Here is a 14,313-nt window from a genome sequence, read left to right on the forward strand (position 1 = left end):
CCTAACCTTCCCTCACAACTGGGTGCGGACTATTTAGCAGCTTCAGGAAAGGCTCAAGCATGCGTTCAAATTCCTCGATCCCCGTATTTTGATCATCTGACAGGATCTGCCGGATGTGTGTAACAGCCGTGCGAAGCTTGTCCAGTATCGCATCCTCGGCTTTGTATTTCAGAACAAGCTTACGCCATGCTTCAGTGTCAGTACCACTCTCTGAAAGCAATGCCTGCTCGTTCCGGTCCCCGTTACCATAAATATGCCAAAACATATATCCGAAACGGGACTTGTCCGGTTCTGTCCGCTTGCCCCATTCCTCCACCAAGGTATCACAGAGGGCAAATTTGTTGAGAAGCTGCTTCCAAATTTCCTGATCCTGTACTGCTACAAGTGAAGTGAATGATAAAAAAAGCTCCTTTTTGAAACGAACCATCTGAGTTAAATATTGAGTTGCATCCAAGCGGAATTGCTTCATTCCCCAGTACAGACTCATTTTCCCTGCGTTCACTTCACATACAGCATCACTCAGCTTCGAAATGGCCGTAATGCGGCCTGCCAGTGCAAGCAGCTGATAAAAACGACTGCTAAAATAGTCCCCAGCTAACACTTTCAGCTGTCTGGAACGCATCTCTTCCGGGCTCCGTATACCGGATAAAGTATCAATCATATCATGCGTATCCAGCCCCATCTGCACAAGTGAGGTTACCAATGCGTACAGTTCGTCCTCACTGGCATGCAGCTCCTGCGCATTCCGGTTCAAAAACACAAACATCAAACGGGTACGGCTGTCAGGAAAAGCCGGCATTTCCGTATGTTGTTGAATCATGTCGTATTCCACATATTTCCTTGCTAATTGGGGTACGCGATACGGTTTCATCCTAAGCCTCCGAGACATGACTTTCTGCTATACTCAAATAATTGCAATGCCTTATATTATATCACAATTTAAAATGATTCGCGACTAAAGTACTGTAGGTCCACCGGCAAAAACATCTAATCTGTATATACACCGTTAAACCTGTTTTGCCACATGGGCGTTACTGTAATGCGGAAACGGGATTTCAAATCCTCTGGCAATTCCGCGCCTTCCCGGTTCCTCAGCTGTTCCAATGCCTCGTTTGTCCACTCGTTCCGACGTATATCGGATGCAAGCAACAAATGACGTTCTCCTGACCATTCGTCCTGCGTCACCACCCGAAGCAACAATTGCCGTACATTCGTCGTTCCATAAAAGCTAAAAGAGGCAAGCTCTGCCATGTTTTGATAAATCTCTAGTGGTGTGGTTTCTTCCTTGGAAAGCTTGACATCCAGGGTCAAGACTGAATGTTCCCAGCTTGCGCTTGCAATCGGTGTGGTCAATGGTAGCTCGTTCAGTGCATCCACCAGATTGTCATCCGACAGCAGCACCCGTTGCTGAGGCGAAATCGTCGCCTGTGTCTCACGAACTGCTGCGGTTCCTGAGTCCAGCACCTGTAAGGACGGCAGCAACACAGCTGCTGCGATGGTTATGAGAATGGAGCCACCGAATACAATCCAAGGTTTCATCAGAGCCTCCCCTGACCTCTACCCATAATGTGGGTTTGCTACGGTAAAGGTCCTCACTCTCATTCTACAACAAAAAAAAGCAGGCTATGCCTGCATTTTAATCCTCCGTATCTACTACCCCGTGCTTGGTCATCACAACGGCTTTGCCGCGAATTTTAATAGCAGAAGTATGATCCGTAAATTGGACGATCAGTACCTCGCCCTTGTCCAATTTTTCTGAATGATGTAGGCGTGTATCCTGACCTCTGGTCAGACCAAAAACCTGACATCCGTTGCTTTTCGCTTTAATTACGACGTACTCACTGCTACCCGTCACGTTATCTTCCATGTCCTTTTCCTCCCTGAGAGCCGAAGCTATACTTTTTATGATGGAGATTCAAGCTTGTTTTGTCAACTACATGCTTTCCGCGCTACCTGCAACAATTAGCGTGTCCCGAGCCATACTATCCGTGCAGTCCCATCCATTAAAGAAAGGAACGGATCTGATGAAAAACTATCTTCCCGCCAATCTCAGTCCTGCCCAGATCGAACGGCTTCAACAGTTAGAGCATGAATTTGCCGAGCTAACAGGTGAACCCCTAGTGCTGATCGCTTATGCCTCGCGTAACGGCAGGACAGCTTCCTCTTCTTCAGTCCATAGCACCTCTACCACGAAGTAAACAGGACAAAAAGAAAAGGCCGTGAATCAAATTCACGGTCTTTTCAGCGCATTGGGAATATGTAAGAAATCTTATTTAATTCCGTCTTTGAGCGCTTTACCCGGTTTAAATGCCGGAATTTTGCTCGCAGGGATTTCGATTTCTTCTCCTGTTTGCGGGTTACGTCCTTTACGTGCGGAACGTTCACGAACCTCAAAGTTCCCGAAACCTACCAGTTGCACTTTATCTCCGCTTTGCAGCGCTCCAGAGATCGCCTCAAATACTGCATCGATTGCTTTGGTTACGTCCTTTTTGGACAATTCAGTGCTTTCAGAAACCTGATTGATCAAATCCGTTTTATTCATAATATTCACCTCCCAATTCAAGTGTAGTCCAGCATTAAGGTTATCGGTGTTATGACCGATATGAAGTCGCCTGTATAAAATAACCCGGGCGGCATACTGCCTTCCATAATGTTATCATCTGTTTCCGTTTCGTCGTTAAATATACATAGAATATACCTAACCTCCGCAATATAGGCCGAAACTGGCGTTTTATGGCACCCTTCTTGCGTGGAACAAGGTTTATAGTAATACAGTCCACAGACAATTTCAAGTACGACGACGGTTTAACACGTAAAAAGTAACGGCCAGCGCAAGCACCAGCACTACTCCCTTGACAATATCATGAGCAAAATATTGCACATTCATCATCGTTAGTCCATTAACCAACACACCGATCAACACCGCACCAATAAATGTACCAATGACATTGGGTTTACCAGCACCAAAGACCGAAAAACCGACGAATACTGCAGCTACCGCCTCCATGAGCAAGGGGGAACCCGCGTCAATTTGGCCTGAGCCTACTCGCGAGGCATACAAAATACCGGCAATCGCCGCAAATACGCCTGAAGCAACATAGGCCAGAGTACGGACTTTTTTTACCCGTATGCCCGACAGACGAGCAGCTTCCTCATTTCCACCCGTTACATACATTTGACGCCCGTGCTTTGTATAGGTCAAGAAAACATGCACCGCTGCCACAGCCAGCAACAGTAAAATAACTGAAATCGGGATACCCAACCATTTACCTTGCCCCAGCAAAAGAAATGCAGGAGATATCTCCCCGGGCGCCTTGCTGCCATCGGGAAACTGCATATGATTGTATATGGTATAGCCCTGGGCGTACGTTTTGTGAATCCCGCTTACAATATACATGATTGCAAGGGTTGCGAGCAAATCAGGAATACGCAGTTTAATGATCAGTAATGAATTCAACAGTCCTACCAAAGCACCGACAACCAGAGACACAATAATGACCACAGCAACAGGCTGCTCATACCAGACCATCAAAGAAGCTGAAACGACCGTTGTCAAAGATACTGTAGCTCCCACCGACAGGTCAAAACCGTCCACAATAAGTGACAACGTCACACCAATGGCTACGAAACTCACAATGGCAATTGATCCAAGAATGTCCATTAAATTATCATACGTCCAGAAATAAGGTAATGTAGATGAAAAAAACGCCAACACACCTATAATGACAACTACGGCACCGTAACGAAATGAGACGTTTAACCATTTTTCCTTCATGAATGCACCTCTTCACCGCCGCTGGCATACAACAGAAGCTGTTCCTGTTCCACTTCGCCCCGCGCAAATTCCTTTATAATTTTGCCATCATACATCACTGCAATCCGATCACCAATGCCAATCCCTTCAGCAAATTCACAGGTTAGATAAATGATCGCTTTTCCTTGCTCCGCCAACTCGCCAATGATACGGAAAATATCACTTTTTGCCCCTATATCTACACCCTTGGTTGGCTCGTCAAAAACAAATACATCCGCTCCGGAATGCAGCCATTTCCCAATCGCAACCTTTTGCTGATTCCCGCCACTTAGATATTTAACATTCTGACGGAGCGATGGCGTCTTAATACTGAGAGAGGCGACAATCCCATTACCGTTATTTCGTTCTTTACGCCGACTGATGAAACCAAGGACACTCAGCTTCCCCAAAAGCGGAAGGCTGAGGTTTCTTTCCACACTCTCCTCAATCAACACCCCCTGCTTACGCCGCTCCTCGGGTATGGACACAATTCCTTGAGCTACCGCGTCCGCTGGCTCTCTCAATCGAATGGAGCGACCTTTAAAGGTCAGCTCTCCCTTATCCGGCTTGTCTGCTCCTGTAAGAAGTCGTGACAGCTCTGTCTTGCCTGCACCAACCAAACCCACAATAGAGAGAATTTCACCACATCGGACTTGTAAATCAACGCCGTGCACTCGTAATCCTTTGTGAAGCCCTTTTGCTTCCAATACCGTTTCACCAATCGGTACCTCTGTTTTTGGGAACTCCTCTTCAAATGTTTTCCCAAGCATATGCGTAACAATGTCTCCTACACTTAAATCAGAGGCAGACCCCGTGAACACGCGCTCACCATCACGCATCACCGTAACATGGTCACTGTGTTCGATAACCTCCGGCAATCGGTGTGTGATGAGGATACATGCAACTCCCTCATCCTTGAGTGTATGGATTGTGCGGAACAAACGTCGCGTTTCTTCCTCGCTGAGCGGCGCCGTAGGCTCATCAAAAATGATGGTATTTGCTTGCTGTGTCAAAATGCGTGCGATAAGCACAAGCTGTTTTTCTGCCAACGTCAATTCAGACACATATCGTCGTACGTCAATATCTACCTCCAGACGTGCTAATGCCTCACGCGCTCGTCTTCGCATAGACCCCGGTGCAGCCCACCATCGACCATCAGGTGCAGACAAATCGTCCATTACAATATTTTCAGCGACAGTTAACTGAGGTACAAGCGCTGAATCGACCTCTTGATACACACAGTGAATTCCCGCTCTTTTAGCCTCCCACGGTGAACTAATGTTCAGTTCCTTGCCATCAACTACGATAACTCCCTGATCGGATAGATATGCACCGGACAAAATCTTCATCAATGTGCTTTTCCCTGCCCCGTTGGCGCCCAGCAGAGCGTGAATTTCGCCACCCTGCACCTTAAAATCCACGGCTCGCAGCGCATCTACACCAGCAAACTGTTTGCTGATTTTTTTCATTTCCAATGTATATACTTGTGAACTCATGGTGCCCCCTCACGCCTGCTTATGATAAAAGCGCGCCGAAGCGCGCCTTTTGCATGATGCAAACATTTTATTTGGACGTTTCATATTCCTTCATCCAATCCTTATAGCCCTGCTCGCTTTGGCCCCATCCCTTCACATATTGGGACAGTTCGGATGTGGAAATTTGCTTATCTGGCAGCGCTTCGCGTTGCACATATACAGCCTTCAGTACGACTTTCTCCTCCGGATTATCCCCATGCAGCTTCTGATATGCATAGCGCACTTGTACGCGCCCGATATCTGTTGGATCTACAGCTGCCGAGGCCACCCAAGGATTTTTCGGGTCCTGGATCATTTGCAAGTCCTCGTCGCTCATGTCAATGCCGTAGACTTTAATTTCCGTACGTCCCGCTTGTTGGATGGCACGGGCTGCACCTTTGGCAAATTCATCCCAAGCCGCCCAGACAGCTGTAATTTCGCCCTTAGGATATTGCTTTAATACAGCTTCCATTTTGGCTTGCGTATCCAATGCAGGATTCTGAGCCGAACCAAAAGTCGCAATTTCTTTAATATCCGGATTGGATTTCAAAAATGCACCATAAGCAACCTGACGACGTTCCATCGGTGCAAATCCGGCAACCCATACTTTCACAATGTTGCCTTTGCCACCGATATCCTTTTTCATTTGCTCCAGCGTCAGCTCAGCCATGCTTTGATCATCCTGTGAGAGCACTACCGCACCCGGGACATTGACCGCAGCATCGAACACGATAACCGGAATATTGCGGGAAATTGCTTTTTTCAGCCCTGTCTCCAGCAATGCATCACCGTGATCAGTCAAAATGACATCAAACTGCTGGTTAATCGCACTATCAAGCAGAGAAGCCATTTTAGCCTTATCGTTATCTGCCACAAACTTAGTCAGCGTACCGCCAAATTTCTTAACTTCCTCTTCCACGCCTTGAACATACTGTTGCGAAAATGTGCCCGTGTTAAACTCCATGATCAACGCAACCCGTTTACCCTTTAGATTTAAATTGTCCGTTTTTCCGTTTGTTGTATTCGATCCCGCAGTGCTTGTCCCTTGAGTGCCGCTCTGTGTTTTCGGCACGCCACATGCAGTGACCAGCAAAACCAGCACCAGTAGCATGATAGCCCCTAGCCCTAGCTTTTTGTTTCTTTGGAGCTCTTTTTGGATATTCATGATTTCATTTCCCCCTCGTTCAATCACAAAATGATTCAAATTTGATACTTAATATATCGCTTTAAACCAAGTATGTAAATAGGTTTTATAAAATATAGAAAAAATTCCGACTACATATGACAAAATACGACAATACTACAAAAAAATTAAACAACCGCCCCCGATTGAATAACGGGGAACGGTTGCTGCATAGAGGTGCTTTTTAGTTCTCTACTTGACAGAGTACGCCACAGGGTCGATTTTTGCTTATGCTTAAAATGTGAACATCATGAGCGGAGATAGCCTGGAGATACACTCTCCTTGTCATTTTCAATATGAGGACGCTCCCATCTAACTTATTTGGAGCACTGCTTTACCGGAAAACTTCCGATCTATCAGTTGTTGGGCAATAGTTCCAACTTCCTTCCACGATGCCTCCACTTCGATCCTTGGTACTAACTGGCCTTTTGAAACAAGCTCACCTAGTAATTTCAGATCTTCCGCTGGCGAATAGCGATTTATCTCCTCTCCTAGAAAGAAGCTGTACAAGGTCCTACCACCTAAGCCCCTGATATTAATCGTTGCGAAAGGTGAGGACGAATGTCCCATGGATACACAAATCCCTTCTGGCACAAGCTGAGGTAGTAATGCAGCTAGCGTATCACCACCTACTGAATCCAAAATTAGATGATAAGGTCCAAATGTATCAACCGATGAAATCGCCGTATCTCCAACGATAACCTCATTAGCACCAGCCTCTTGAACAAGTAGAGCTTTTCCCTTTGTTCTGGCTACACCTACTGTAAAAGCTCCTGATTGCGCTGCTAGCTGGTGTGCAAAAATCCCAACTCCGCCAGTCGAGCCAGTTATCAATATTCGCTTACCGAGCAGCATTCCTCCTTTTCTAAGCGTATAGAGCGCTGACAGACCGGCTACCGGTAAAGTAGCAGCCTGGGCGAAGGTAATATCATCGGGAAATTCAGCCAGTAATGAAGTAGGGGCAGCAACTTGTTCGGCCCATGCTCCCATTGGGAGAAGGCCTACCACACGGCTTCCTTGTTTCGGACCCGTGCCATCTTTGGCCTGCTCGATGACGATCCCAGCAAAATCCCAGCCTGGTCTGATCTGTCTTCCATTATTTCTTGCATCTACAACTTCACCCCGATTAAGAGAGAAGGCCTGTACTTGAACTATCGCTTCCCAAGGCTGGGCCTGTGGGGCGGCAACTTCCTTTATCGCGAAATATCCTGAAGCAAATGGATCTGTTACAATTGCACGAACCATACGATCTCCTCCATGATTATCATTGAGAACCCCTTGTAAATAGCTCACCTTTTTCACAATGTAGTATACTGTAGGGAATCATCTGCACCAAGTGTAGAACTACACCTCATTATGAAAAGGATTGAAAAAGGATGACCATGCACAAGGACGAGGACTTCCAATATAAAACATTAAAAATCGTATTGGGAGAGATTGAAGCTGTTCGCATGAAACGTCAACGGGAATATAATGAGCTATCTCACCCGTTATTGAAACGATTTACTCAGCAGGAGCTTAATGATGAGGCATGTCCTACGTATAAAAATCTATTGGTTGGACGGTCTCGTCGAATACCGGATCGGCAAACGATGATCCATATTGCTGAGTATCTGGAGTGCAGTTCAGATGAGCGCAATGATCTTCTCCTCGCCGCCGATTATCTTCCGATCCATTACGAATTGGAAGGACGGTCTCTGGAGCTCGCTCTGGAGCAAACGCAGCAGATCATGAGTAATTTGCCATTTCCGGCAATGATCGTTACTCATACCTTAGATATCAAGGGGTTAAATGAGCCGTTTCGCCATTTATTTGATATCCCCTCCGATTCTTTTATGAATGGCAAACTGAATAAAGTTGATTTCCATTTTAACTCCGATTTTTCCATTCGTCCCCGTTCTACCTTCGATGCTGAGTCGTTCGAACAGTGGGAGTCTCATGCTATTTATGGGATACAAGCTTTCAAAAGATATAACATGTTTTCCCGATACGACGATTGGTATAAAAAGTTAATTGACAAATTTAAAAAATATGACTATATTAACAAATATTGGAGTATGCAGCCAAGCGACTCATCAAATGAAGTTGAGCACACCAAAATCATTTTGGCCAGAATGGGAACCATGGCCGATTTAGTCCCCATTCGCTACAAGCTAATTCATCTTTCTGTAAGCAGTCACATGTATCCTGGAATTGAAGTGTACCTACCGATTGACGAACCTGCACGCAGAGTATTTGAATATTTGGGGTGTCCTGCCGAATGCCAGAACTACGCTATTAATGAATAGCCAGTCAATTGCTATATCGATTATAAGAATCGTTCATTGCAAATTAAATCAGCCTCGGTGCTACGTTGGAAGAGACCAAATGTGAAGATGACTACCAGGGTAATCACGTTGTGAAACTCATTAATCGGATTGTTACATTTGAACCTAAATCCCGCTAGGAGAAACGAAAAGCTCAATAAAAACAGAGGTAGTCTAGGACTTTATTTTCTCGTCCATGGCTACCCCTGTCTGGTTTTAGAAGTCAGTCTAATATTTTGTTTTTGCGAATCATAGAGAGCCAATTGCTCTCCACGGTATTTCTCTTATACATTTTTGGGGTGTGGCTTAGCCTTAAAGAATAATAGCAATGAGACCGCCGGAGCCTTCATTAATGATACGACCCAGCGTTTCCTGCAGCTTATAGCGTGCATTGTCCGGCATCATAGCGATTTTACCCTGAATGCCTTCCCGTACAATAGAATGCAGCGAACGTCCGAAAATGTCTGACTCCCAAATTTTGATTGGGTCATTCTCAAAATCCTGCATCAGATAGCGCATAAGCTCCTCACTTTGCTTCTCTGTTCCGATAATCGGAGCAAATTCCGATTCCACATCGACACGAATCATGTGTATGGAAGGTGCTGTTGCCTTGAGCCGCACACCAAATCTTGTACCCTGACGAATCAACTGCGGATCGTCTAGTGCCATCTCGGACAATGACGGCGCGGCAATGCCATATCCCGTTGTCTTGACCATTTCCAGCGCCTCGGCGAAGCGGTCGTACTCCCGTTTGGCATGGGCAAAATCCTGCATCATTTGTAGCAAATGATCCTTGCCGCGAATCTCTACCCCGACGACTTCGACCAAAATCTGGTCATACAGCTCATCGGGAGCATACAGATCAATTTCAGCTACGCCCTGCCCCATATTCATCCCGCTCAACCCGGCCCTGTCGATGAATTCATATTCCATAAACTGGCCAACCACTCGATCTACATCACGCAGGCGTCGAATATCTTTAACCGTATCGCGAACGGAATTTTCATAATTGCTACGCAGCCAGTGCTCTTCGTTCAGTACCATGACCCAGCTCGGCAGGTTCACATTCACCTCGTGCACCGGAAATTCATACAATACTTCACGAAGTACGCCTGTAACATCATCTTCCGTCATAGTCGCCGCGCTAAGTGTCATGACTGGTATATCGTACTTGGCAGCCAGCTCACTGCGAAGCTGGAGTGTTTCATCACTGCGCGGATGCGTGGAGTTGATAACCAAAACAAATGGTTTGCCAACTTCCTTCAACTCCTCAATGACGCGTTCCTCCGACTCTACATAAGAGCTGCGCGGGATTTCCGCAATCGTGCCGTCTGTAGTGACTACCACACCGAGCGTCGAATGCTCCTGAATAACCTTGCGCGTACCAATTTCTGCCGCTTCCTGAAAAGGAATGGGTTCTTCGAACCATGGTGTGGAGATCATTCTCGGACCATTTTCATCCTCGTAACCTTTTGCTCCTTCTACTGCATATCCTACACAGTCAACCAGACGTACATTCACGTCCAGTCCTTCCGTTACTTTGATCTGGACGGCATTATTCGGTACGAATTTAGGCTCCGTCGTCATGATCGTCTTTCCTGCCGCACTTTGCGGCAACTCGTCTACGGCGCGGGCACGGTCCGCCTCACTTGTAATGTTTGGCAGAACAATCGTCTCCATAAACCGCTTGATAAACGTTGATTTTCCTGTTCGGACTGCGCCGACGACCCCAAGATAAATGTCTCCTCCGGTGCGTTCGGCAATGTCTTTAAAAATGTCCACTTTCTCCAATGAAATCCCCTCCTCAAAAGTCTCCGAAGGAAAAATGCTTAAAGAGCATCCGCTTCGTGTTCAACCAACTGCTTGATCCCAGATGCGGCAGAACAGCCTTTAAAATGCCCGGAAGTCGTCCGCCGCCGAGATTCAGGAGACTGATGGAATCGGCGAAACGGCGTAAACTCGTACATGCATTTGGACTGATACCATCATATGTATCCCCTCCGTAAAATATGTTTAGTTTTTTGAAAAATAGATTACGACAGAGCGATCATTGCAGAAACGATATTTTACGTTTGGGTCCACTCATCTAATATATGCGGGGCAAGGCTCTCCCATGACTTTGTCGCTAGACTAAATAAAAAAAGGATGTTTCTCCTGACTGTTTCGAGTCATCGGAAACCATCCTTTTTTTATTCTCCTGATATAATCGGCATTACCACAGTTCATCATCCATCGCCTGACGCTCCAGTTGCCGCCTGATAGCCGCCTTGAGCTTATCCTCCGGTATGTTTACCTCCATATCGCCTTGGACACGGGCCTGGCAGGATAAGCGTATTCCTTCATCCAGTAAAGGTCCCAGCTTCCGCTGCTCTGCATCGCTGGGTTGACCTACGAATTCAGCCCATTCCGGTGATATTTGTACCTTACACATCAGACAGGCTGCTTTTCCGTCACAACGAGTGGGAATATATACACCCGCTTTACGAGCAGCCTGAAGCAATGACGTACCCTGACCGACCTGTACGCGCCTGCCTGACGGCTTGAACGTAATCTGCACATTCATAAACGGCCCTCCAGTCGTCTTTCTCCTTACACACACAGCTTATACTTCATTGCCCATCTGGATGACAGAGTGCAACTCTGGCCAAGGCAGAAGTTCCGCAAGCTTGTCCAATTGCTCCTCATTCCAAATATTACTGACTAGTAGCTGCTTCAGTACAATTATATGACGTCGCGGGTCGCGCTGCATAACATCTGCAATCGCTTTATATCGGTCGGGTCGATTTCGCAATATATTGAATAAAAGTTCATGACTGAGCGGCATCAGACGCAGTGAAGCTCTCCCCAGCTCAAGCTGAACCCCAGCCGACCAAAGTAGTCGCTCAATCTCTAAGCGGTATAACGCTCCGCCACATAATACCTCAAATCCTCCCACCAACTCGACTGGAAATCCCTCCAGATCATAGTGGCTCAGCAATGAAACGTAAGAGCCGCTACGGTCAACCTGTTGTCGATCTATACTCATACCCAGGGGGTGCGCATGAAGCTGCATTGCGGCATGAATATCCGCATAAATATCAATGTCCCGAGGCAGGCGATCCAATTCAACTTCTTGCACAAGTAGTGAACAGCTCCCGCCCAGCATCCACGGAACCGACACTGTTGACCAGCTCTCAGCCAAGCTACTCAGCGCAACTGCCAGATTGTGAGGAAGCCTGTCTACTAACACTGATGATATTGCCTCCTTCAACATCGTTTCCTCCTTTGCTGTCTTTCCTTCCGTTTCCTGATGGGCATCATTATAACATGTTCGACAGAGCAGTTCGATATTTTGTGCACTGAAAAAGAGGTTAGCTGCTCCAAAATATAAAAAAAACCGCGAACCTTCCCGGTTCACGGTGAATAATACTAACCGGCGTGCGGCCAGCGGTCTATTTTTTCATCATCATTTTCATCAACGCTTCCATATTGGAAGGATTCATTCCGCTCTTTTTGACGGCACCAACGATATCCCTTACTGTATCTTCCGACACCGGAATGTTGGCCATCGCAGACACCTGCTTGATAAGCTGACGCAGTTGCGCTTCGCTTTGAAGCGTGTCCGCCTTTACCGTGCCTGCCAGCTTTTTCACTGCATTTTCGGATATGTTTTTGCCGCCTTTTTTGTTAATGGCCTTCAATGCATCTTTCGGAAAGTTTTTATTCACAATCTCCCCTCCTCCGCCATTGCTCAACTCAGTCTATGAGTGGCGGAGTCAAAAGGTGATTAAGCGTACGTAAGACATGCCAAACGCCTAACTAAAAAAGGCTATCTCATTATAGAAAAAATCTACCATGAGACAGCCTTTATATTATTAAAGCTCATCCTAGCCCTTAAGAATGCCATTGCTCCCAAGTTTGAAGTGGCATGACTTCCATCTCGGTCTTAGGATCGCGACCCATCAGCGCCTCAACGGCCTTACGGACGTCACGTCCTTCAAACAGTACTCCATACAGTACCTCTGTAATAGGCATCTGAACACCTAATTTTTGAGAGATGGCGTATGCCGCTTTTGTCGTTCGAATACCTTCTACGACCATGCCCATAGATTCCAGCACAGCATCAAGCTGTTGGCCCTGTCCCAATAGTGACCCTGCACGCCAGTTGCGACTGTGACGACTCGTTGCAGTGACCACTAGATCGCCAATACCAGCCAGGCCGGCAAAGGTTAATGGGTTAGCGCCCATCTCAACTCCGGCACGGGTAATTTCAGCCAATCCACGGGTCAATAAAGCCGCTTTGGCATTATCACCGAAACCAAGTCCGTCTGACATTCCCGCACCCAATGCGATAATGTTTTTTAGCGCCCCGGACAGTTCCACACCGAGCAAATCGCGGTTTGTATAGACACGGAAATAGGAGTTCATGAACAGCCCCTGTGCGGCCTGTGCAGCTTTCTCATTGGAGGAAGCTACAACGACCGTTGTAGGACACTTCCTCACCACTTCTTCCGCATGACTTGGACCAGACAGCACGGCAATATCGCCCTCCGCGACTTCCAGTTCTTCCGAGATCACCGTGGACATACGTTTGAGCGTTTCAGTTTCAAAACCTTTAATGGCATGCACTACCAGCATATCCTTGCTAAAATGAGCTTTCAGACTACGTGCTACCTGACGAGCAGCAGCAGAAGGAGATACGATTATCACTGCTTTAGCACCAGATACCGCAGTCTGCATGTCAGTTGTAGCTGAAATGCGATCAGACAAAATGGAGCCCGGTAAATAATGCTCATTCGTATGCTTCTCATTGATTTCAGCTGCTTGCTGCTCGTTTCTCGTCCAGACAGAGACATCGTTGTTATTGGCCGCAAGAACGGAAGCCAGGGCTGTTCCCCAACTCCCCGCGACCAGCACAGCTATTTTCTCAGACAAGACGATCTCCTCCTTTGGAGCCAAGCTTATTCTCATTCCCCCGTACCAGCTTGACTATGTTGGTACGGTGTCTCCACACAGCGAACAGACAAATGATTAGAGCCGTCCAGAATAACGGCCATGCATAACCAAGCACGAGTAATATCCAGGGGGTCAAAATGACAAATATGAGCGACCCCAAGGATACGTAACGCGTCATTACGATTGCAAGTATCGCAATGATTCCAGCATATAGTGCGGGCAGTAAGGCAAGCGATGCTAATACACCAATAGCAGTCGCAATACCTTTTCCTCCACGGAAGTGAAAATATATCGGCCAGTTATGGCCCGCAATCGCTGCAATGCCGCACAAACCCGATACCCAGGATGATTCTCCACCTAACCAGTGCCCTATTAGCACTGCAATAACCCCTTTAAGTACGTCCAGCAGCAGTACCAGAATAGCTGGGCCTTTTCCAAGTACACGCAGCGTATTCGTCGCACCGGCATTGCCGCTTCCATGCTGGCGAATGTCGATTCCTTTTAATTTTCCATACAGCAAACTAAAGCTGACAGAGCCAAGCAAGTAACTGAGTACGATGGCAACGATTTGTAAAATCAACC

At 46.8% G+C, this 14,313-nt stretch carries 16 protein-coding genes; 2 read left to right on the forward strand and 14 right to left on the reverse strand.

The window, feature by feature from the left end; translation table 11 throughout:
• Position 1: 1 nt before the first annotated feature.
• From T3H97_RS14955 to mtrB, 3 genes are all read right to left on the reverse strand, one after another.
• Positions 2-871, reverse strand: coding sequence for a heptaprenyl diphosphate synthase component 1 (locus tag T3H97_RS14955; RefSeq protein WP_328800134.1), 870 nt, complete (start codon positions 869-871; stop codon positions 2-4).
• A 116-nt stretch (positions 872-987) separates the two neighbouring features.
• The gene (locus T3H97_RS14960) at positions 988-1,539 is read right to left on the reverse strand and encodes a hypothetical protein (protein ID WP_328800135.1); all 552 of its coding nucleotides are present in this window, start codon (positions 1,537-1,539) and stop codon (positions 988-990) included.
• A gap of 97 nt (positions 1,540-1,636) precedes the next feature.
• A complete protein-coding gene (mtrB, locus tag T3H97_RS14965; protein ID WP_013310730.1) occupies positions 1,637-1,867 on the reverse strand; it encodes a trp RNA-binding attenuation protein MtrB in 231 nt (76 codons plus the stop codon).
• Positions 1,868-1,904: 37 nt separating this feature from the next.
• On the opposite strand from mtrB, the gene T3H97_RS14970 reads away from it, so the two are divergent.
• Positions 1,905-2,198, forward strand: coding sequence for a hypothetical protein (locus tag T3H97_RS14970; protein WP_134904244.1), 294 nt, complete (start codon positions 1,905-1,907; stop codon positions 2,196-2,198).
• Positions 2,199-2,269: 71 nt separating this feature from the next.
• On the opposite strand, the gene T3H97_RS14975 is transcribed toward T3H97_RS14970, so the two are convergent.
• From T3H97_RS14975 to T3H97_RS14995, 5 genes are all read right to left on the reverse strand, one after another.
• Entirely contained in the window at positions 2,270-2,542 is a 273-nt protein-coding gene (locus T3H97_RS14975) for an HU family DNA-binding protein (protein ID WP_013310732.1), read from the reverse strand.
• 246 nt (positions 2,543-2,788) lie between these two features.
• Positions 2,789-3,775 carry an ABC transporter permease gene (locus T3H97_RS14980; protein ID WP_328800136.1) on the reverse strand — a complete coding sequence of 329 codons (987 nt, stop codon included), beginning with the start codon at positions 3,773-3,775 and terminating at the stop codon, positions 2,789-2,791.
• Positions 3,772-5,289: a sugar ABC transporter ATP-binding protein gene (locus tag T3H97_RS14985; RefSeq protein WP_328800137.1), complete on the reverse strand. Its 1,518-nt coding sequence runs from the start codon at positions 5,287-5,289 to the stop codon at positions 3,772-3,774. Before T3H97_RS14985 ends, T3H97_RS14980 begins: the two co-directional genes overlap by 4 nt.
• A gap of 67 nt (positions 5,290-5,356) precedes the next feature.
• On the reverse strand, positions 5,357-6,472 hold the full coding sequence (locus tag T3H97_RS14990; protein WP_328800138.1) for a sugar ABC transporter substrate-binding protein: 1,116 nt from the start codon (positions 6,470-6,472) through the stop codon (positions 5,357-5,359).
• Between the two features lie 330 nt (positions 6,473-6,802).
• Positions 6,803-7,735, reverse strand: coding sequence for a zinc-binding dehydrogenase (locus tag T3H97_RS14995; RefSeq protein WP_328800139.1), 933 nt, complete (start codon positions 7,733-7,735; stop codon positions 6,803-6,805).
• Positions 7,736-7,866: 131 nt separating this feature from the next.
• On the opposite strand from T3H97_RS14995, the gene T3H97_RS15000 reads away from it, so the two are divergent.
• Complete coding sequence (locus T3H97_RS15000; protein ID WP_328800140.1) at positions 7,867-8,778, forward strand: hypothetical protein; 912 nt, start codon at positions 7,867-7,869, stop codon at positions 8,776-8,778.
• 330 nt (positions 8,779-9,108) lie between these two features.
• Here T3H97_RS15000 and spoIVA read toward each other — a convergent pair whose 3' ends face one another.
• The 6 genes from spoIVA to plsY all read right to left on the reverse strand — a co-directional run bounded on the left by spoIVA (position 9,109) and on the right by plsY (position 14,311).
• The gene (spoIVA, locus tag T3H97_RS15005; protein ID WP_023989182.1) at positions 9,109-10,587 is read right to left on the reverse strand and encodes a stage IV sporulation protein A; all 1,479 of its coding nucleotides are present in this window, start codon (positions 10,585-10,587) and stop codon (positions 9,109-9,111) included.
• A 421-nt stretch (positions 10,588-11,008) separates the two neighbouring features.
• A complete protein-coding gene (locus T3H97_RS15010; protein ID WP_250271026.1) occupies positions 11,009-11,359 on the reverse strand; it encodes a 2Fe-2S iron-sulfur cluster-binding protein in 351 nt (116 codons plus the stop codon).
• Positions 11,360-11,398: 39 nt separating this feature from the next.
• Complete coding sequence (locus tag T3H97_RS15015) at positions 11,399-12,049, reverse strand: hypothetical protein (protein ID WP_250271025.1); 651 nt, start codon at positions 12,047-12,049, stop codon at positions 11,399-11,401.
• Between the two features lie 178 nt (positions 12,050-12,227).
• On the reverse strand, positions 12,228-12,503 hold the full coding sequence (locus tag T3H97_RS15020; protein ID WP_013310741.1) for a stage VI sporulation protein F: 276 nt from the start codon (positions 12,501-12,503) through the stop codon (positions 12,228-12,230).
• A 166-nt stretch (positions 12,504-12,669) separates the two neighbouring features.
• Positions 12,670-13,710: an NAD(P)H-dependent glycerol-3-phosphate dehydrogenase gene (locus tag T3H97_RS15025; RefSeq protein WP_039271042.1), complete on the reverse strand. Its 1,041-nt coding sequence runs from the start codon at positions 13,708-13,710 to the stop codon at positions 12,670-12,672.
• Positions 13,703-14,311: a glycerol-3-phosphate 1-O-acyltransferase PlsY gene (gene plsY / locus T3H97_RS15030; protein ID WP_039271041.1), complete on the reverse strand. Its 609-nt coding sequence runs from the start codon at positions 14,309-14,311 to the stop codon at positions 13,703-13,705. The genes T3H97_RS15025 and plsY overlap by 8 nt, the downstream gene beginning before the upstream one ends.
• Positions 14,312-14,313 lie beyond the last annotated feature (2 nt).

This window comes from Paenibacillus sp. LX16, from assembly GCF_036252815.1.
GTDB lineage: Bacteria > Bacillota > Bacilli > Paenibacillales > Paenibacillaceae > Paenibacillus > Paenibacillus polymyxa_B.